This is a genomic window from Flagellimonas iocasae, from assembly GCF_042682725.1.
Classification (GTDB): domain Bacteria; phylum Bacteroidota; class Bacteroidia; order Flavobacteriales; family Flavobacteriaceae; genus Flagellimonas; species Flagellimonas iocasae.
This window is the reverse complement of record NZ_JBHUHU010000003.1, coordinates 501,761-522,119: the sequence shown is the minus strand read 5'-3', so window position 1 is coordinate 522,119 and position 20,359 is coordinate 501,761. Positions and strand designations below refer to the sequence as shown.

Here is a 20,359-nt window from a genome sequence, read left to right as displayed (position 1 = left end):
CTGTAATTTAAAACAGCAACAAGATGAAATCCACGGAAAAATCCATTTTCAATCTCATTGAGATTTTTAGAACACCACAAAAGGCCACGGTCCAAACGGTAGTTGTACCAGAGCACTGTGAGCAAGAGTACCATCACGATTTTTATTGTGATGCAGAGAAACCTTACGTACAGAATTATTAATCCATATAAATCATATTAAATTTTAGAATCATGAGCACAATCAATGTACCCAAAAAAGAAGAAGTTAGTTCAGCCAATCAGGCTATTTTTAACAACTTGGAAAAAGCGTTGGGCTTTGTCCCCAATCTTTACGCCACCTTTGCACACTCAGAAAATGCCCTGGGCAACTATTTAAACTTTGCCAATGCCAAAACCTCCTTGAAAGCCAAGGAAAAAGAGGTAGTGAATTTGGCAGTAAGCCAAGCCAATAACTGTTTGTATTGTTTATCAGCGCACACTGCCATTGGTAAAATGAACGGTTTTAATGATGAGCAAATTTTGGAACTAAGGGCAGGTAAAGCCTCTTTTGACCCAAAATTGGATGCTTTGGCGCGTTTGGCCAAAAACATTACTGACAATAGAGGCGCAACAGATGCACAAGTGTTGAATAATTTCTTTGCGGCCGGATGGACCAAGGAAAATTTAATCGACACCATTGTTTTGGTTGGAGATAAAACCATTTCAAACTATATAAACAACGCAACTGAGATTCCTATTGATTTTCCTGTGGCACAGCCTTTGGAAGCGGTGGAAGCCTAAACCAAACTAGATTATAAGTAAGGCCCCTTCAATTTTGGAGGGGCTTTTTTATAATAATTCCGCATCACCAAAAAGAGAAGGCGCTATGTTTTTGGCCATATAGATGGGCCAATCGTTTTTGAAGAGATGACTTTCCGTAATGGCACTTTCATACAAGAGATAAAGTCCACCAGAGATTTTCTCTGTCTCAGCTCTGGAAATATTGGGGATGTTTTCTCCCACAACCTCACCCAAATACAACAACAGGTCTTTCTTTTGTTTTTGAATCACCTCGAGAATCATTTTCTGCTTTGGAGAAATTTCCCCGAGAGTTTTTTGCCCCCAACATCCTTGAAAATTTTCCTCACGATACATGTCCTGAAGAAGGTCAAATATGGCCAGCAATTGATTTTTCCCACCCTTTCGTCGGTTTACGTAGCCTTTAAGGGAGTCCATAAACGCAGCATGGCGCTGTTCCAGATAGGCGACACAAATATCCTCTTTGGATTTAAAATGACTGTAGAGCGTAGCCTTGGCAATGTTACACTTTTCAATAATCTCGTTGATACCCGTGGAATTATATCCGTGCGTGTAGAATAGATTGCCGGCAGTGGTTATGATATGTAGGTGCAATTCAGGACGCTGCATGTATACAAATTAAGCAAGAAATTGTGGTACTGGCACTATATGAGACAGCCCAATAATCAAAATTTGACTAACTGTAAACCTATTCTGACAAGAACCAATTTGCCATATGTATTCAAAATTGTATGTGTATCATTCCAACCCTAACTGTTTAAAACAGTTTAGATTGCAAACAATTTCCTATATTGTGGGAATCAATTTTATCAATCAAAAAATACAATCAAATGAGAAAATTACTCGTTGCCCTTGTTCTAGGGCTTTTGTGCAACCCTTTGATCTACGGACAGGGCTTTCAGTTTAAAGCAGATGATATTAACATCGCTTACAAAAAATTCACGCTAAAAAATGGTCTTACCCTTTTGGTCCATGAAGACCATAAAGCACCGATTGCTGCGGTGAATGTGTGGTACCACGTGGGATCTAAAAATGAGAAACCAGGGAAAAGTGGTTTTGCCCATCTCTTTGAGCATTTGATGTTCAATGGTAGTGAAAACTACAACACCGATTATTTCCAGGCATTGGAAAGCATTGGAGCAACAGACCTTAATGGCACCACCAATACGGATAGGACCAACTACTTCCAAAATGTCCCGGTTTCAGCCTTGGATCAGGTGCTTTTTTTGGAATCTGACCGAATGGGACATCTGTTAGGTGCAATTGACCAGGAAAGATTGGACGAACAACGCGGAGTAGTACAAAATGAAAAACGACAAGGCGAAAACCAACCTTATGGTATGCAATGGGACTATTTAACCAAAGCCATGTACCCAAAGGGGCATCCCTACTCGTGGACGGTAATTGGGGAGATGGAAGACTTGAACGCCGCTTCGTTGGAAGATGTTCAAGAGTGGTTCAAGTCGTATTATGGTGCAGCTAATGCTGTTGTTGCGGTTGCCGGTGATATTGATGCGGAAGAAGTCCATCAGAAAGTCATTAAATATTTTGGGGATATTCCTTCGGGACCAACCGTGGAACGCCAAGAGGTCAACATTCCCAATAAAATGTATGACTCTCGTCAAGAATATCAAGATCGTGTTCCTGAGACCAGGGTTCTTTTTGCTTGGAACACACCTCCTTATGGAGAAAGGGAAGACGTTCACTTTGATTTGATTTCCGCTATATTGACCAGTGGAAAAAATTCGCGACTGTATCAAAAATTCATATATCAAGATCAATCTGCCAGTGCGGCGGTCTCTTTTCAGGCATCAAGCGAAATTGCAAGTCGATTTATAACCTATTTGAATGTTAAACCAGGTGAAGACCCTGCGAAATTGGAAAAGGAGCTCGAGGCGGAAATCGAGAGATTTATTAAAGAAGGTCCCACAGAAGACGAACTTAAAAGAGTTAAAGCCAGTTATTTTGCCAATTTTATTATGGGTCTTGAACGGATAGGTGGCTTTGGAGGCGTTTCAGATATTTTAGCTTCCAATCAAACCTATCACGGAGATGCATCACACTACAAAACAACCTTGAAATATGTGGAAGAGGCCACTGCTGAGGATTTGCGTAAAACCGCCGCCAAATGGCTTTCCAAAGGAAAACACGTTTTGGTGTGTAATCCATTTCCAGAATACAGCGTTGAAGAGTCAACCGTTGATAGAAGCACGCTACCCGAATTGGGGCCACAGAAAAGTTCAAAGTTTCCGGAGTTGCAGCGTACCCAATTATCCAACGGACTCAATGTGGTTTTGGCCCAGCGCACAGGGGTTCCAACTGTGATAATCAATCTAGTTGCTGATGCCGGTTACAAAACTGATTACTTGGCCAGCCCAGGTACCGCTAGGTTGGCCATGAATTTGATGGATGAAGGAACTAAGGATAAAACTGCATTGGAAATCAACGAACAACTACAGTTACTGGGGGCATCGTTGAACACGTTTTCAAACCAAGATCAATCCAATGTACAAATGTCCACGTTAAAGCAAAGTTTGGATGCAAGCTTAGACCTCTTTTTGGACGTGGTCCTTAATCCCATATTCCCGGAAAAGGAATTTGAACGTTTACAAAGTGAACAAATAAATGACATAAAACAAGAAAAGTCGCAGCCAGTAACCATGGCCTTGCGGGTCATGAACCAATATCTCTATGGCGAGGACCACCCTTATAGCAGTCCATACACGGGAACTGGATATGAGGATTCGGTTTCTAAATTGACAAGGGCCGATGTGGTTAACTTTTATGAGACTTGGTTCAAGCCAAACAATGCTACCATAATTGTTACCGGAGATGTCTCGATGAGCGAGTTAAAACCCAAATTGGAAAAAACTCTGGGTAAATGGAAGCGGGTCGATGTACCAAAAATTACGTTCGGCGAACCAAAAACAAATTCCAAGAACACCCTTTATCTGATGAATAGGCCCGAATCACAGCAATCAGTGATCATTGCCGGACATTTGACCGAAAAATATGGGGATGTTTCCGAAATCGCTTTGGAGCAAATGGTAAGTATTCTTGGGGGTGATTTCACATCCAGAATCAATATGAATCTGAGGGAAGACAAACACTGGTCCTATGGTGCAGGAGGTTTTGTGATTGGCTCCAAGGAGGAGCGTCCTTTTATAGTTTATGCTCCAGTACAAACCGATAAAACAGCAGAATCCGTTACTGAAATACGTAAAGAGATATCGGAGTTTACTTCAACCAGACCTGCAACAATGGAAGAACTTGAAAAAGTAAAGACAAATCAAGTGTTGAGGCTCCCAGGTCAGTGGGAAACCAATGGTTCCGTCAATGGTTCGGTTAGGAACCTGATCAGATATGATTTACCCGATGATTATTACCAAAAATATGATCAGAATGTGCGAGGGCTTTCTTTGGATGATATTAAGAAGGTGAGCAACCAAGTGGTAAAGCCAGAGGAAGTCAACTGGTTTATGGTGGGTGATAGAGCGGAGATCATCACAAAACTGGATGAACTCGGGTTTGATAACATCATTGAAATTGATGCGGACGGCAATCCTATAAAACCTGCAGTTGAAACCAAGAACGCAGACATGAAGAATTAGAAAACAGAGCCTCCCAACCGGGAGGCTTTTTGTTTTTAAGAAGATGGGAGTTTTTAAAAATCAAATTTTAGCTGAACGGACACCGACTCTTTTTCAGGTTCTTCCTTTTTCTTTTCTGTGTTTAGATTGGCCAATGAAATACCGAGCAGTCGCACTGAGTTCTGTAACTCCGATTGATACAACAACTCCTTGGCCGTTTCCAGAATCAAATCTTTGTTGGCAATGTAATAGGGAAGCGTCTTGCTGCGGGTTTGAAGCGTAAAATCACTATACTTAATTTTTAAGGTGATGGTCTTGCCCGCAATTTTGGATTTTTGAAGCCTGCGTTCTAGTTCATTGGCAATATTCTCCAGTTTTTCCAGCATGAAGATTTCACTACTCAAATTTTCAAAAAAAGTACGCTCAGCTCCAACCGATTTTGGAATGCGATGTGGCTTTACGGTACTATGATGGATACCCCGAACCACATAATAATAGTATTTGCCACTTTTTCCAAAGTGTTCATCCAAAAACTCAAGAGACTTTTGCTTGAGGTCTTTTCCCGTAAAAATGCCCAAACGGTACATCTTTTCTGCAGTGACCTTACCCACACCGTAGAATTTTCGAATATCCAAATCTTCCAAAAATTGGATGACTTCCTCCGGGTTTACGGTTTTTTGTCCGTTGGGTTTGTTAAAATCGCTCGCTACTTTGGCAATGAACTTATTGATGGAAATCCCCGCGGATGCGGTCAATCCAGTTTTCTCCAAAATTTTTTGACGGATTTCCTTGGCAATCAAAGTGGCGGATGGGTTCCCCTTTTTGTTCTCTGTCACATCCAAATAGGCCTCATCCAAAGAAAGTGGTTCCACCAAATCAGTATACTCAAAAAAGATACTTCGTATCTGATAGGAGACTTCCTTGTAGCGATCAAAGCGGGGTTTTACAAAAATCAAATCTGGGCAATTTCGCTGCGCCATATAGCCAGACATGGCACTTTTTACCCCAAACTTTCGGGCTTCGTAGCTTGCAGCTGATACCACGCCTCGCTTGGACCCTCCACCTACGGCAATAGGCTTTCCCTTCAACTCAGGGTTGTCATGTTGTTCCACGGAAGCATAAAAGGCGTCCATGTCCACATGAATGATTTTTCTTAAGGGAAAATCCAAATCCATACTCAAATTTAGGGTATATTTAGTTTGATGGAACACTTGGAAATAGAGCGAAAATTTTTAGTGGTGTCCGATGTTTACAAACAGGAAGCCACATCGCAAGTACGCATAGCACAAGGTTTTTTGAACACTGATCCTGAACGGACGGTTCGCGTTCGAATCAAAGGAGACAAGGGATTTTTGACGATTAAAGGACCCAGTAATGCAACCGGTACAACCCGATTTGAATGGGAAACGGAAATCAGTTTGACAGAGGCCACCAATTTAATCGACCTGTGCAAAGATGTGATTTTGGAAAAAGTCCGGTTTGAAGTTCCTTTGGGCAACAAATTATTTGAGGTGGATGAGTTTTTGGGTGAAAACAAAGGTTTGGTGATTGCCGAAGTGGAACTTAACCATGAAGATGAGGTTTTTGAACGGCCCAAATGGCTGGGTGAAGAAGTGACAGGGCAGCCCGAATATTACAATTCCCAACTCAGTAAAAACCCGTTTACACAATGGTAGGGCAACCCAAAATAGGGCAAAAGGGAATCAATTTATTGAGTGTGGTCTTAGCCTGTATCGCCATTTATTTGGATTTTGTAGGACATGATCTTTACCTGCTTTTTAAGCCTTTGACCACCATTCTAATTGTTTCGCTTTTGTTTTTCACATCAAAAACTGGGCATTCAAAGTTTAAATTGATCATGGTGATTGCTTTTGGATTCTGTCTTTTGGGAGATATTCTTTTGCTTAATCCAGCCTATTTTGTCTTTGGATTGGTCGCTTTTTTGCTAGCACACCTCCTCTTTATTGTGGCATTTATCCAGCATAAAGGATTTCGGTTCCATTGGCTTTCCTTTGTGTTACTTTACGGAATTGGAGGAGCCACTTTCTTTTGGTTAAAGCCGGATTTAGGTGATTTTATGATACCCGTTCTTGTCTATGTTTTAGTGATAACTTCGATGGCGTGGCAGGGAATTGGGATGTATGTAAGGGACAAGGGAAGAGCATACGCATGGATTGCATTGGCGGTACTATTTTTTATGCTTTCAGATACTTTGCTGGCCATTAATAAATTCAAAGCACCTTTCAACTATGCCAGTGTTCTTATTTTGGCAACGTATTGGCTTAGTATTGCGCTCTTGGCGAATGCAACTTTCAAAATAGAATTCAATGATAAATAAACCTTAATTCATCATGGGTTTATTTGCCAATACATGTTTGATGAAATTTGAAACCCTATTCATACCCTTTCCTTCCTCAGTATCAATATTGGATAGAATAACAGCTGTGATTTCATCATCTTCAAAATACATTAATTCACATTGCACCCCGTACCATCCTCCAGTATGTCCTACAATAGTTTGATCGAACCTTTTGTCCACTGAGATTCCATAGCCATAATTTGTGTAGTATCCTTTTACTAATGGGGACATCATTTTGGAGGTTAAGTCCTTGGAAATTAATTGGTATTTTTTAAGAGTATTGAAAAATTTTAGAAGATTCTCTGCAGTTGTATAGTAGAATCCTGCTGGATTGGCTTTGCTAAGAAACGAATCGTTTTTGGAAAGGTGATTGATTTCTCCAAAATAACTGGTATAGCCACTAGCTTTATTTTTGATAATAGAATCTATGGGTAGAGCAAATGTATTATACATTTCAGCTGGCTTGAAGACATTTTCATTCATGTATTTATGGAAGTCTTTCCCCGTAATTTCTTCAATTAAAAGCCCAAGAACTATATAGCCAGCAGCGCTATATGAATATTGGGTTCCAGGCGAGAATAAAAGGGATTCACTTGAAAATAACGGTAAATAGTCTTTGGTTGTCTTTAATTTTAATTTACCCATTGTTTTAAAATCATCAACTAAAAAATTGTTTAACCCAGAAGTATGTGTCAGTAGGTGATGTGCTGTTACAGAATCTTGAACGGTTTGGTTTGGATATTTTGGCAAATATCTACCAATAGGAATATCTAAATCCAAAAGCCCCTTATCCACTAATTGTAAAGTAGCAACCGCAGTCATTGTTTTTGTGATGGAAGCGGTATTAAAAAGTGTATTGAAGTTATTTTCAACATTATCTTCTATAACTGCGTAGCCATAGGCCTTTTTAAAACACACACTATCCCTTTGTGCCAATAGAATCACTCCTGAAAATTCTGGATAGGCGAGTCCATTTAAATAGGAGAATATGGTCTGTCTTTTTTCTGATTCGGTTTGAGGATAAACTAGTTGACCTGTTAGAATAAGAGGAATTAATATGGCACACAATTTTTTCATTAGAAAGGATTATCAATCCAACTTTTTATCCAAAGCCAAAATAGTGTTCAACAACACATTGGCACCGTTGGCCATGTCTTTTGCAGAGGTAAATTCCTTTGGTGAATGACTTATACCTCCCTTGCTCGGAACAAAGATCATTCCTGTTGGGGCAATGCGAGCCATATCTTGCGCATCATGCCCTGCTCCACTCGGCATAAATTTATACGTTAACCCTAAAGCCTTAGTAGTATTTTCAATCTCATTGTAGACCAATGGGTCGGTGAGGGCCGGTTCGGCTGTAGTGTCCAAAGGATGAAACTCGATGGTAACATTTGAAGCTTCAGCAATTTCTTGGGCTTTTGCCTTGATACCTTGAAAGACTTTTTCAATCATCTCTGATGACAAATCACGGATTTCCAAGCTGGTCACCACCTTCCCTGGAATCACATTGGGTGCCCCCGGTTCTGCCTTAATTCGACCTACGGTTCCTACTTGGGCACCTTCAAAACTGTTGGTGACCTCATTGACGGCAATAATGAATTTCGCTGCGGCCAAGAGGGCATCTTGTCTAGCATTCATAGGTGTAGTACCAGCGTGGTTGGCAAACCCGGTAAAAGTCACATCCCACCATTTCAATCCTACAATACCTGAAACAACACCAATTTCTAGATTTTCTTTTTCCAATACGCCTCCTTGCTCAATGTGGAGTTCCACAAAGGCAGCCATGCTCCCATTTTTTCGAACAGCTTCTTTAATTTTTGTGGTATCTCCTCCCAAACGCATAATTCCTTCACCCATAGAATATCCCGTTGAGTTGACCACCTCAAATGCGGCTGTTGTCAGGTTCCCAGACATGGCCCTACTGCCCATGACCCCACCTTCTTCATTGGGAAAAATAATCACCTCCAAAGGGTGTTTGGTCTTGATTTTATGATCGTTGAGTGTTGCGATTACTTCCAAAGCCGCCATGGAGCCCACACAGCCATCATAATTTCCACCGTGCGGAACACGGTCAATGTGTGATCCAAAAGAGATGGGCTTTTTGGTAGCGTCCGTGCCTTTTCGTTTTCCGATGATGTTTCCAGCCATATCAATGGTGACATCCATTTCAAAATCTTTCATGGTCTGAACCACCCAATTCCGGGCTGCAATATCAGCATCACTAAATGCAACTCGTTCCGTTTCCCCGTTTTCCTGTTTTCCGAAATCGGCGAGGTCAAAAATTCGCTTTTCCAGTCGGTCTTGGTCCACTTTGATTTCTTTTTTCTGTGCAATGAGTGAGGTTGAAAGCAATAGGGCGAAGAGCGAAACGAGTCGAATAAGCATGACTTTAAGTTTAGTGTATCCTTCTGAAAGGTAATCATTTGCGGTGAGAATCACCGAAATACTCAAGCATTCTCCGCAGCAGGTCTTTCCAGCTTAGGGCTTACAAATTTGAGCTGACTCCATTTAAAAGTTAGTCCGTTAAAGAGCGGAACCACCAAGCCTATCGCCAATAATAACCCGGCGACCAATAAAATGGTATTGGCCGAATTGAAAAAAGTACCACTGTTGAGTACCCCTAAAATGAGAATGGTGGAAAGCGGAAAAGAAAGCGCCAAGATGGCGATACCAAAATCATTATTGAAGGTTTTTTTCTTGGGCTTGTTTTCGATTTCTAGACTATCTACCGCAGCGATGTGGGCATAGGGCCAAAAACTACAAGCACTCAATCCGAAAGCCATGGTCAGCAAAATTTCGTTTTGGGCCTGTATCCCCGAAATCATCACAAAAATGCCAGAAATCAATAAAACCAATCCTACCCTAACACTCAGCAACGAGAAAATCTGAAAAAACTGTTTCCTTTTTATTTTGACGGCCAACCCAATGAACAACAAAACCAATGGAGTCATGATGAGACTCAATTTTTCCAAGGTTTCGCTTAAAAAGAAGGGTAAGGAATCCATGGTAATTCCAAAAGCAATCAAGAGCAGTGCCACGCCGATGAAGATGTTCACCGGTTCAGAAAACATGGCTTTTAGCATCGGTTTTAGTTGTGTGCCATCCTTTTTGTTTCGATTGGATTGAAGGGCATAATGCCAATTCATGGCAACCAAATAAAGGAAAAAAAGTACAAAAACTTTATTGCCTAAATCGGCCATGGCGGCTTTGGCCAAATACTCTTCACCTAAAAATTCCAGCACGAAAGGAAAACAGGACAATCCGGGGGCCAATGAGGGAATCAATAGCTTGGCGGTTCTATACTCAGGAGTGCTTTTACCAATACCCATGAGGGGTAAAACTAGGGGCATGGCCAAAAACAAGAGTAGGTTGAGCCCAAGGGCGAGAAGGGGTAAAACAAGCAAATGCAATTCCACTTTAATGCCCAAAAGGGCAATAAAGATAGTAGCCGGCAAGGCAAGGTTAAGGATGATTTTTTTAATGCCGGAAATTTCTTCCTTGGATTTGAACTTTACTTTAAGTAGAACTCCAATGAAGATAAAAAATAGAAAAACAATGGTTTTTTGTAGGCTGATATCCATTGTGCTATACCAATACCTTATTGATGGCTGCGGTGAACAATTTCATTTCGTCCATTGTTCCCATACTTACCCGGCACCATGTTTTGTCCATAAACTCAAAGGCACGAACCCCAACTTTTAATTGGGTCATTTTGTCCAAGAAGGCATTTCCATCCATTTCAATAGGGAAAATTAAGAAACTAGTATGTGAGGGCACATAGGAAAAGCCCATCTGATCTAGACTTTGATAGACATATTCCCTGCATTCGGCATTCAAGGCACGGGACTTGTCGATGAACTCGGCATCATCCATTGCGGCCATTGCGGCATATACGGATGGATAGGAAATCCCCATACCGCCACGGGTTATATTTTCAAGTTTTGCCAAGGTGGATTCTTGTGCTACGATATATCCAACACGAAGACCGGCCATACCGTGAATTTTTGAAAAAGTTCGGGCAATGATGACATCCTTTCCTTCATTGACCAAGGAAACCATACTCTTTTTGGCGCCTTCATCCAGGAACCATAAATAGGCTTCATCCACAAAAACAGGTACTTTTTCTGAAACCCTTGAACAGAAATCCACCAATTCTTGATGGTCTGTCATGGTTCCTGTTGGATTGTTGGGGTTACAGATATAAACCAATTTTGTGTCTGCATCCACAGCAGCTTCCATAGCCTCAAGGTCGTGGGACCAATCATCTTTTAGGGGAACAGGCTTCCAAGTAGCACCCACAGATTCAGCAACCCGAATGAGGGACATGTAAGCAGGATCTGCGGAAACTACGTTTCCACCGCCCATGAACAAAACCATGGCGGTTTTTTCCAACAGGTCTGATGAGCCAGGGCCCATCATAATGTTTTTACTTTCCACGCCTTCAAAGTCGGCGATTTTATCAACGAGTTGGAACAATTCCTTCCACGCATATCGGTTTCCTCCGGGAGCGGCATTCTTGAATGCCTCCAAAGCCATGGGAGAAGGTCCATACGGGTTTTCATTGGCGTTCAGCTTAGCTGCCAAATCTGGAAACATGGAATCTGGCTTCGGTAAAAATTCTTTGAAAAATGGGCTGTATACCGCATTTCCTTTTTTGTCCAATTGCAAAGGTACTCTTGGAGTTTCGGCTAAACCGAAGTATGGCAAGGCCATTGCCCCACCTGCGGTGAGCATACTTTTACGTAGCCAATCCCGCCTGTTGATGTTAGTTGTTCCCATGATAGTTGATAATTTAGTAGTGTTCTTAAAATTAAGCGATTACAACGCTAAATCCAATACTAAAAACATAAAAATCAACCTCTTAAATTCAAAAAAATCAAAAATAGCGACTCTATTTTTCTAAAAACTTAAGCGATGGGCCAAAAAACATGAAGAAAAGCTATTTTTCCAAATTGCAGTTTTGCAGATATTCCACGGTCATAATTCCGCGTAAACTGTTAATAATGATGTGATCCAGAAGTTCTTGAATGCTGTATTCTTCAAAAAGATTGTTGTTGGCGTAAACGGTATCCTCCATGCGGGATAGAAAAAGCTTGCACATGAGTTTTACATTGACACCAGGCCTAATCTGCTGCATTTTTTGGGCTTTCTCCAATATGGGAAACACCACATGCCAAACCATTTCCGAACGAAAATCAGCATAGACCTTGGCCGCATTTGGGTAGTATTTATTAAGTCCGAAAAAGAAGGAGGGACTTATTACCTGCAAATTGGTCAACGCCAGTTTATAAATAAAGACGATGGTCTGTAAAGGCTGATTTTCGTTAGGATTTTCTTTTATATAGGTATCAACGTTGTCGCGGACGTTTTTCAACAAATACTGAAGACTTTCAGAAACCAATTCTTCCTTACTATCAAAGTATTTGTAGATGGTTTTCTTGGAAATACCGATGCTGTGTGCCAATTCATCCATGGAAAAGCGCTTGCTTCCAAACTTGGTGAAATTGGTGATGGCACAGGCCAGTAAATCTTCTTTGGCATCCACGTTTTAGTCGCTGTTTATCTCCATCCGCCACCTAGGGCACGATACAATTCCACCATGGCATTCAACTGACCGTATTGGGAATCCACAAAACTCAATTCAGAATTAAGGGCATTTTGTCTTGCTGTAAGGACCTCCAAATAATTGGCCAAACCATTGTTCAACAATTCCTCTGAATAATCCTCGGCGGTTGAATAGGCCTCCAATTCTTTGGAACGAGCTTCCAGTTTCTGGGTTTCCGCGTCATAGGTGTACAAAGCATCCGAAACTTCCCTACCCGCAGTCAGCAAGGTTTTCTTGTACGACAAGAGTGCTTGTTCCTGTTGGGCTTTGGCCACTTCCATTTGTGTACGCAGTCTTCTTCCGTTGAAAATTGGCTGGGCCAGTGAACCCACCAATTGGGAAAAGAGGGAGCTGGCATCCAACCAATTATCAAACTCTAAACTTTGGAATCCACCTGAAGCGGTAAGGCTCAAGGAAGGATATAGGTTGCTTTGGGCCACATTGGTGAGCTCAAAGGCATTGATCAATCCGTATTCGGCCTGCATCACATCTGGGCGGTTTGCCAGCAGTAGATAGGGAACGCCAGTTTGTAAATCAGTTGCAATTGTTTGATTTTCCAATGACCCTCGCTGCACTTCATGTGGTGGTTCACTCAACAGAATACAAAATGCATTTTCCAGCAATTTGATGTTATTTTCCAAATCGATGAGGATGATTTCAGTGGTGTGCACTTGTGCTTCGGTTTGTTTTACGGCAACCTCAGTCACCTGACCTGCATCTTTAAGGGCAACTGTAGTTTCCAAGCTACTTTTTCTTGATTCCAAGGTTTGCTCTGCTATTTTCCGTTGCTTGTCTAAAGCCATCAACTGATAATAGGTATTGGCAATTGCGGCCACCAAATCCGTTTTTACAGCTTGATGGGCAGCCACACTTTGCAGGTAAGAAGCCCCAGCAGCACGTTTTGTACTTCTGATTTTCCCCCAAATATCGGCCTCCCAAGAAAGTGACCCGGAAAGCTCGTACTGCTCCAAAGCACTGGTAAAAAAGCTACCAAATTGACTGTTTCTTGAGTTTTTGGTCCGGGTAAAACTTGTTCTTCCGGTAAGGGTAGGATAGTATCCTGCCTTTCCCTGTTTCAAATAGGCTTCTGCGGCAGTAACGCTCTGAAGAGCGATGCGAATGTCCAAGTTATTCTCCAGACCTTGCTCAATGTAGGATTTCAATTGTTCGTCATTGAACAGGTCGCGCCAAGAAACCTCGGCCATGGAGACACTGTCTTGGGGGAGATTGTCCGTGCGGTACAAGGTTTCTGTTTCCACTTGGGGCCGAGAATAGTCTTTGGCCACAAAGCAGGACTGCAATAACAGCGGTGCTGAAAGCAGCAAAATGAATTTATATGTGGATGTTATTTTCATGGGTAATCTACGTTGTTTGGTCAATGAATGATTAGGCATTGCTTTCTTCATTGGTTATTACTGGCTTTCCTGAAATGCGCTCTTGAAGAGCTTGGAACACCACGAACAGTACGGGTATTACAAAGACTCCAAAAATGGTTCCGATAAGCATACCTCCAACAGCACTCAATCCAATGGATTGGTTTCCGATGGCTCCAATTCCAGACGAAATGGCCAAAGGCAACAAACCAAAAATGAAGGCAAAAGAGGTCATCAAGATAGGTCGTAGCCTAGCCCGGGCACCATCCGCAGCAGACTCGAAGAGCGATAATCCGGCTCGTCTTCGCTGCAGGGCAAATTCCACGATCAGAATGGCATTTTTGGCCAAGAGTCCAATCAGCATGATCAATGCAATCTGGAAATAGATGTTGTTCTGCAATCCAAACAGATTAATGAAAAGAATGGCTCCTGCAATACCCACTGGCAACGAAAGTATGATGGAGAGCGGTAGAATATAACTTTCATACTGTGCGCTCAGAAGGAAATAGACAAACACCAAACTCAGCATAAAAATGATGATGGTCTGGGAGCCTGAATTGCTTTCTTCCCGCGTTAAGCCGGAATAATCATAAGTATAGGTGTTTGGCAAAACCTGTGCCGCCACTTCTTCAATTGCGGTAATGGCATCACCGGTACTGTATCCCGGATTGGGAACCCCCGTGATGTTTACAGAACTCAAGAGATTAAAACGCTGTACCACCTCTGGACCATAAATCTTTTTCAGGGATACAAACTGACTCACCGCAACAGATTCATCGTTATTGTTCCTTACAAAAATGTGATCCAGTGATTGTTCGTTGGCCCGATCTTCAGGTTTGGCCTGAATCATTACGCGGTATTGCTTTCCGAACTTATTAAAGTCTGTTGTATAAAGACCACCATAATAGCCCTGAAGTGCGTTGAAAATATCGGTAGCGGAGAATCCGGCCATTTTAACCTTTTCTATATCAATATCCAGATTGTACTGAGGGAAACCTGGGTCAAACTGGGAAATGGCATATTGTATCTCTGGACGGGCATTGAGTGCACCCAAAAACTGATTTTTCACATCATTGATATTAAGCCAACTGTCCCCTGTTTTACTTTGTAATTGCACTTCAAAACCCGAACTGGTACCAAAACCTTGGATACTCGGAGGGGTAAAATAGATGATCTGTGCATCCTTGAATTGTGCAGACATTGCAAACAAACGTTGAATAGTTGCACTTACGGACAATGAGTCCGCTTTTCGCTCATTCCAGTGTTTCAACTTCATGATGGAAAACGCATACGAACCGGCACTCACACGGTTCAGCAAGCTAAATCCGGCAACACTCATCCGTGCATCAATGATATCCATGGACGCGTAAATGGAATCCAATTTCATGATGGTTTCCTCCGTTTTTTCGATGGTTGTTCCAGGAGGCATGCTCACGTTGGCGAAAATGATTCCCCGGTCTTCATCGGGTACGAAACCTGCGGGAGTAGACCTGAATAGGAAGATGGCCAAAGCACTGAATCCTATCAGTAGTGCCACGGTAATCCATTTTCGTTTTACCAATGTCCCAACAGTGTTGGTGTATTTGTTGGTTATCGCCATAAAACCAACGTTAAAGGCCTTGAAAAAGCGTTGCAACAACCCGGATTTATGGTTTTTATCAGGGTTGTGTGGTTTCAGGAACAATGCTGCCAAGGCAGGGCTCAGCGTTAATGCGTTGACGGCCGAAATTAAAATGGCGACCGCCAGCGTAATACCAAATTGCTGGTAAAACACCCCAGAGGACCCCTGAATAAAGGATACTGGAATAAATACCGCAGACATTACCAAGGTGATGGAGATAATGGCTCCGGAAATTTCACCCATGGCTTTTTTGGTGGCGGTTTTTGCTGAATCGGCACCTTCCTCCAACTTGGCGTGAACAGCCTCGACCACAACAATGGCATCATCCACCACAATACCAATCGCCAAGATCATGGCAAAAAGGGTCAACATGTTGATGGAATATCCAAACAGTTGCAGGAAGAAAAAGGTTCCCACAATGGCTACGGGCACGGCAATGGCAGGAATCAATGTCGACCTAAAATCTTGAAGGAACAGGAATACCACAATGAACACCAAGATAAATGCCTCAATCAGGGTTTGTACTACGTGATCAATGGAGGCATCCAAAAAGTCTTTGGTGTTGAAAGGAATAACGTAGTCCATCCCTTTAGGGAATTCGGCCTTGCTCTCCACCAAGATTGTTTCTATCTCGTCAATGATTTCCTTTGCATTGGAACCAGAGGTTTGGTATACCCCAACGGCAACACCTGGGTTACCCATACCGGAGTTCTTTCTCACATAACTTAATGCTCCGAGTTCAATGTCGGCAACATCTTTGAGTCGAAGAAACCCACCATCATCGGTAGTTTTTAGAATGATGTTTTCGTATTCATTTACTTCGGACAGACGCCCTTTGTATTTCATTACATATTCAAAGATACCATCGGCGTTTTCCCCGATTTTACCTGTTGCCGCTTCGCGGTTCTGCTCCCTAAGGGCAGCCTGAATATCTGCCGGTACTAGATTGTAGGCTGCCATTTTATCGGGAGAGATCCATATACGCATGGAATAGTCTTTTGAACCGAACACGTTCACGTTACCAACACCTTTGATTCGCTGGAGTTTGGGAACCAAGTTGATTTTGGCATAGTTTTCCACAAAGGTGGCACCGTAATTCTCGTTCTCACTGAAGAGGGAGAAGAACAAAAGGGCACTGTTCTGCGCTTTTTGGGTGGTTACACCAGTCTGGATAACTTCTTGAGGCAACAAACTGTTGGCCCGGGCCACACGGTTTTGAACGTTTACGGCCGCAATGTCGGGGTCTACCCCAAGCTCAAAAAAGACACTGATGTTGGCCGTACCATCATTACTTGCGGATGAGGTCATATAGGTCATACCTTCCACACCATTGATTTGCTCTTCCAGCGGAATTACAACACTGTTTAGTACGGTTTCGGCGTTGGCACCCGTATAATTCGCTGTAACCTGCACCGTTGGAGGTGCAATCTCAGGATATTGTTCTACAGGTAAAGCGGTAAGCCCCAAAATACCTAGAATCACTATGATAACAGATATCACAGTAGAAAGTACGGGACGATCTATAAATTTTTGAAACATATAGTTTTATCTAAAATGTTGGCTGTAATTTTTTTATTGGATTGGACTGATGGTCTGTCCATCCCTAAGCTTTGAAACTCCTTCGGAGACAATAGTGGTTCCTTGGTCAAAACCTTCGGCCACGATAAAATCCGTATCTGTTTGCGCCACAATGCTCAATGGCTTGGTGGTCACGGAATCCCCGTCTTTCAGCACATAGACCATCTTGGTGCCTTGAAGGTCAACTGTGGCAAATTGTGGAATCACCCAAACACCTTCAAAGGTTGATGGAATCTTAATTTTTCCTGTACTTCCAGAGGTCAACAAGGTGTTCGGATTTTCAAAATCTGCTCGCAACGTCACACTTCCGGTAGTACCATTGATGAGATTGTTGACCATGGCAATTTTGCCTTTCTGCGGATAGGCTTCACCATTGATCATGATTAATTCAACTTCTGGGGATGCATCCGAAGAGACGGTGCCATTCTCCAAAACCATTTGCTTTTTCATTTCAAGGAGCTCTTTCTCGTTCATGGAAAAATAGGCACGTACTTGACTGATATCGGAAACCATGGTCAATGGCTGGGCCATAGTGGCACTCACCAAAGCACCTTCCTTGTATGGGATTTCACCAATGTATCCGTCTACTGGGCTTACAATGTTGGAATATCCAATGTTGGCCGAAATACTTTCGTAACTACTCTTGGCCTGTTGCAATCTGGCTTTAGCGGTTTCCAATTGTACATTACTAATGATTCCTTTTTCAACAAGGGGAACCAATTTGTCAACTTCAACTTGGGCAACATTTACGGCTGATTTTGCTGCGTTGGCGTCTTGTGTAAGGGTTTGAGTTTCCAGTTTAAAAAGTAACTGACCTTTTTTCACCTTCTGTCCTTCTTCCACATAAATGTTCTGCACAAAACCGGACACTTTAGGCCATATTTCCACATTTTGTCTTCCTTGTAGGGTGGTGGCGTAAGTGTTGTATACCGTAATGTCCTGTTTTTTAAGCTCCATTACTTTTAAAGCGGGTGGAGGGGGTGCACTGGCTTGCTGCTGTGTCTTGTTTCCACAAGAAAGCAGTAAAAGTACAGTTGATATTGCTATAGTTGTCTTAATTGTTTTCATGTTGGTGCTAACTATATTTGGGTTGTTGGGTTAATGAATGGTTTTGAAATTTTTGTAGTTGTTCTTACAGATGTTCTTGATACTCTTTGACATGCTCTTTCAACAGTGATTCATGCTTTGTGATGTAATTCAGATATACACTGGTTTTGGCTTTGCTCTCCTCGTATTTTTTTGGATTGTTGACCTTAAAATAATTCTGGACCAGTTCGAAGATTTGTTTTTCTTTTTCAATTCGTTTGAGGCTTTCTTCCAATTTTGAGAGAAAAAATGCTTTACGTTCGGTAAGCGTAAAATACCGTCTGCGGTCTCCTGGTTTGGTGAAATAGGAGATGATTTCCATTTTCAACAATAGGTTCAACGAAGTAGAAACGGAGCTTTTGCTGGCCCCTCTTTTTTCCAAGCAGTCATCAAAGGTGAGGCCGTCCTCATTTGTTAAGATTAAAATGGCATAGATTCTGGCCGCGAGAGGCGGTAGATTGTTTTCAACCTCAAGGTGGAGCCCCAAGGTCTCTATCAACTCTTCTTTGCTCTTTTCCATAGAAAACCGAATTTTAAGAGCGCAAAATTAGTGTTGGTTCGGAAGTTACCAAACTAAACGAACTTAAAGTTCTGTTAAAAGTATCCAACGGATGTTAACAAGCAAAAATTAAGAGGGGTAAAAGGGTTATAAAGCGCTTTTGAACTGCTCCAAAAAGCGAACGTCATTCTCGCTCAATAATCGAATGTCCGAAATCTGGTGTAGTAGCAAAGCAATACGGTCTATCCCCATACCAAAAGCAAAACCAGAATAAACATCAGGGTCTATTCCGCAGTTTTTCAGTACGTTGGGGTCCACCATGCCACAGCCCATAATTTCCAACCAGCCGGTTCCTTTGGTCATACGGTAGTCGGTTTCTGTTTCCAATCCCCAATACACATCAACTTCGGCACTGGGTTCTGTAAATGGGAAATAAGAGGGACGCAATCTAATTTTTGACTTCCCAAACATTTCCGAAGTGAAATATTGCAAGGTCTGTTTTAAATCGGCGAAAGACACATTCTTGTCCACATAAAGCCCTTCCACCTGATGGAAAAAGCAATGCGAACGGGCGGAAATTGCTTCATTTCTGTACACTCTTCCAGGAGAAATGGTACGGATGGGTGGTTTGTTACTTTCCATATAGCGCACCTGCACGGATGAGGTATGCGTACGAAGTAAGATATCTGGGTTCGTCTGAATGAAAAACGTATCCTGCATATCACGGGCAGGATGGTATTCCGGCAGGTTCAATGCCGTAAAATTATGCCAATCATCCTCAATTTCAGGTCCTTCTGAAACATTGAACCCGATTCTTGAGAAAATATCGATGATTTGATTTTTAACGATGGAAATAGGATGCCGGGCACCCAAGGCAATGGGCTCACCGGGACGGGTAAGGTCGCCATACTTTCCTTTCACCTCTGTTTGATTCTCAAGTTCGGTCTTGAGTGTGTTCACCTTTTCGGTCGCGGCATTTTTCAACTGATTGATTACCTGTCCGAACTCTTTCTTTTCTTCATTGGGTACGTTTTTGAATTCCGCAAAAAAGTCGTTCAAAAGCCCCTTTTTTCCCAAATACTTGATTCGGAAAGCTTCAATTTCATCTTTAGAGGTCGAGGTGAATTTCTCCACTTCAGCCAAATGTTCCTTTATGGTCTCAATCATGTTTGATGGCTGTATTGGCGGACAAATTTAGCAAATTGTCCTCGAATATGTAGGCAATTAGACAATGTACTGCAATACCACCGAAAAAATGCCATAACCAGTGGGTTCCCATAGGGAAATAGGATTGTGTTAGATCAATGCTCCTAAAGAAAATGGCAACGCCAAAGATAACAAAGGCCAGAATGACCAAACCAATGTTTCTGCCCTGGGTTCTAATCAGATACCAGACCAATGGAAATAGAATAGTGACTGCTGTGATTACATAGCCCAATGAGATTCTCCAACCACTGGGAATGGGAAGAATACGGAGCAAAAATGATGTGCCCAGTAATACAATCACCAAGAGCATTCTTTGCCACCACGGCTGAACCAGTTTAAAGATGAAGTAGATGACAAGGGCCGCGCATAAGAGCATGATGGGCATCCAGTCCAACTTGAGCCAGAATTCATGGCTTCGCGTGGCATGGTACACCGTTCCTCCAATGTAGCTTATTCCAATAATGGGAAGTACCCATGCCAAGAAAAGATGCTGGCGAGGATTTTTATAAACTTTAACTCCCCAATAAACAATTAATGCTAAAAATATGAGATTACTGAAGGTGTTGAAAGGTTCTACTGGAAGCCTACCTTGAACCGTTTCCAGATATATAGGTCCAGAATCGTTAGGAAATTTTAAAAATGGCATGTAGATAAGCTGTTTGA

18 protein-coding genes are annotated in these 20,359 nt (G+C 42.1%); 5 read left to right on the top strand and 13 right to left on the bottom strand.

The window, feature by feature from the left end:
- Positions 1-23 precede the first annotated feature (23 nt).
- Together ACFSJE_RS09620 and ACFSJE_RS09615 are read left to right on the top strand one after the other, a co-directional pair.
- The gene (locus ACFSJE_RS09620) at positions 24-182 is read left to right on the top strand and encodes a hypothetical protein (protein ID WP_379830777.1); all 159 of its coding nucleotides are present in this window, start codon (positions 24-26) and stop codon (positions 180-182) included.
- Between the two features lie 30 nt (positions 183-212).
- Entirely contained in the window at positions 213-761 is a 549-nt protein-coding gene (locus tag ACFSJE_RS09615) for a carboxymuconolactone decarboxylase family protein (RefSeq protein WP_379830776.1), read from the top strand.
- Between the two features lie 48 nt (positions 762-809).
- Here the strand turns inward: ACFSJE_RS09615 and ACFSJE_RS09610 are convergent, their stop codons facing one another.
- Complete coding sequence (locus tag ACFSJE_RS09610; RefSeq protein WP_379830775.1) at positions 810-1,388, bottom strand: TetR/AcrR family transcriptional regulator; 579 nt, start codon at positions 1,386-1,388, stop codon at positions 810-812.
- 221 nt (positions 1,389-1,609) lie between these two features.
- Between ACFSJE_RS09610 and ACFSJE_RS09605 the strand changes: the two genes are divergently transcribed.
- Complete coding sequence (locus ACFSJE_RS09605; RefSeq protein WP_379830774.1) at positions 1,610-4,390, top strand: M16 family metallopeptidase; 2,781 nt, start codon at positions 1,610-1,612, stop codon at positions 4,388-4,390.
- Positions 4,391-4,443: 53 nt separating this feature from the next.
- Here the strand turns inward: ACFSJE_RS09605 and dinB are convergent, their stop codons facing one another.
- Positions 4,444-5,544, bottom strand: a complete 1,101-nt coding sequence (gene dinB, locus ACFSJE_RS09600; protein ID WP_379830773.1) for a DNA polymerase IV — start codon at positions 5,542-5,544, stop codon at positions 4,444-4,446.
- A 27-nt stretch (positions 5,545-5,571) separates the two neighbouring features.
- Here dinB and ACFSJE_RS09595 point away from each other — a divergent pair, with 27 nt between their 5' ends.
- Entirely contained in the window at positions 5,572-6,045 is a 474-nt protein-coding gene (locus ACFSJE_RS09595) for a CYTH domain-containing protein (RefSeq protein WP_379830772.1), read from the top strand.
- Positions 6,039-6,707: a lysoplasmalogenase gene (locus ACFSJE_RS09590; protein ID WP_379830771.1), complete on the top strand. Its 669-nt coding sequence runs from the start codon at positions 6,039-6,041 to the stop codon at positions 6,705-6,707. Before ACFSJE_RS09595 ends, ACFSJE_RS09590 begins: the two co-directional genes overlap by 7 nt.
- A gap of 3 nt (positions 6,708-6,710) precedes the next feature.
- Here the strand turns inward: ACFSJE_RS09590 and ACFSJE_RS09585 are convergent, their stop codons facing one another.
- The 11 genes from ACFSJE_RS09585 to ACFSJE_RS09535 form a co-directional block, all read right to left on the bottom strand.
- On the bottom strand, positions 6,711-7,805 hold the full coding sequence (locus tag ACFSJE_RS09585; protein ID WP_379830770.1) for a serine hydrolase domain-containing protein: 1,095 nt from the start codon (positions 7,803-7,805) through the stop codon (positions 6,711-6,713).
- A gap of 12 nt (positions 7,806-7,817) precedes the next feature.
- Positions 7,818-9,113, bottom strand: coding sequence for a Zn-dependent hydrolase (locus ACFSJE_RS09580; RefSeq protein ID WP_379830769.1), 1,296 nt, complete (start codon positions 9,111-9,113; stop codon positions 7,818-7,820).
- A gap of 62 nt (positions 9,114-9,175) precedes the next feature.
- Positions 9,176-10,309, bottom strand: a complete 1,134-nt coding sequence (locus ACFSJE_RS09575) for an AEC family transporter (protein WP_379830768.1) — start codon at positions 10,307-10,309, stop codon at positions 9,176-9,178.
- Between the two features lie 4 nt (positions 10,310-10,313).
- Positions 10,314-11,507, bottom strand: a complete 1,194-nt coding sequence (locus ACFSJE_RS09570) for a pyridoxal phosphate-dependent aminotransferase (RefSeq protein ID WP_379830767.1) — start codon at positions 11,505-11,507, stop codon at positions 10,314-10,316.
- Between the two features lie 160 nt (positions 11,508-11,667).
- Positions 11,668-12,273 (bottom strand): TetR/AcrR family transcriptional regulator, encoded by a 606-nt coding sequence (locus ACFSJE_RS09565; protein ID WP_379830766.1) that lies wholly within the window; start codon positions 12,271-12,273, stop codon positions 11,668-11,670.
- Positions 12,274-12,287: 14 nt separating this feature from the next.
- On the bottom strand, positions 12,288-13,688 hold the full coding sequence (locus tag ACFSJE_RS09560; RefSeq protein ID WP_379830765.1) for an efflux transporter outer membrane subunit: 1,401 nt from the start codon (positions 13,686-13,688) through the stop codon (positions 12,288-12,290).
- Between the two features lie 31 nt (positions 13,689-13,719).
- A complete protein-coding gene (locus tag ACFSJE_RS09555; protein WP_379830764.1) occupies positions 13,720-16,866 on the bottom strand; it encodes an efflux RND transporter permease subunit in 3,147 nt (1,048 codons plus the stop codon).
- 33 nt (positions 16,867-16,899) lie between these two features.
- Entirely contained in the window at positions 16,900-17,973 is a 1,074-nt protein-coding gene (locus tag ACFSJE_RS09550) for an efflux RND transporter periplasmic adaptor subunit (protein WP_379830763.1), read from the bottom strand.
- A gap of 64 nt (positions 17,974-18,037) precedes the next feature.
- Positions 18,038-18,511 carry a GbsR/MarR family transcriptional regulator gene (locus ACFSJE_RS09545; RefSeq protein WP_379830762.1) on the bottom strand — a complete coding sequence of 158 codons (474 nt, stop codon included), beginning with the start codon at positions 18,509-18,511 and terminating at the stop codon, positions 18,038-18,040.
- Between the two features lie 126 nt (positions 18,512-18,637).
- Positions 18,638-19,657 (bottom strand): phenylalanine--tRNA ligase subunit alpha, encoded by a 1,020-nt coding sequence (pheS, locus tag ACFSJE_RS09540; RefSeq protein ID WP_379830761.1) that lies wholly within the window; start codon positions 19,655-19,657, stop codon positions 18,638-18,640.
- Positions 19,650-20,342, bottom strand: coding sequence for a hypothetical protein (locus ACFSJE_RS09535; protein ID WP_379830760.1), 693 nt, complete (start codon positions 20,340-20,342; stop codon positions 19,650-19,652). Before ACFSJE_RS09535 ends, pheS begins: the two co-directional genes overlap by 8 nt.
- Between the last annotated feature and the right edge of the window lie 17 nt (positions 20,343-20,359).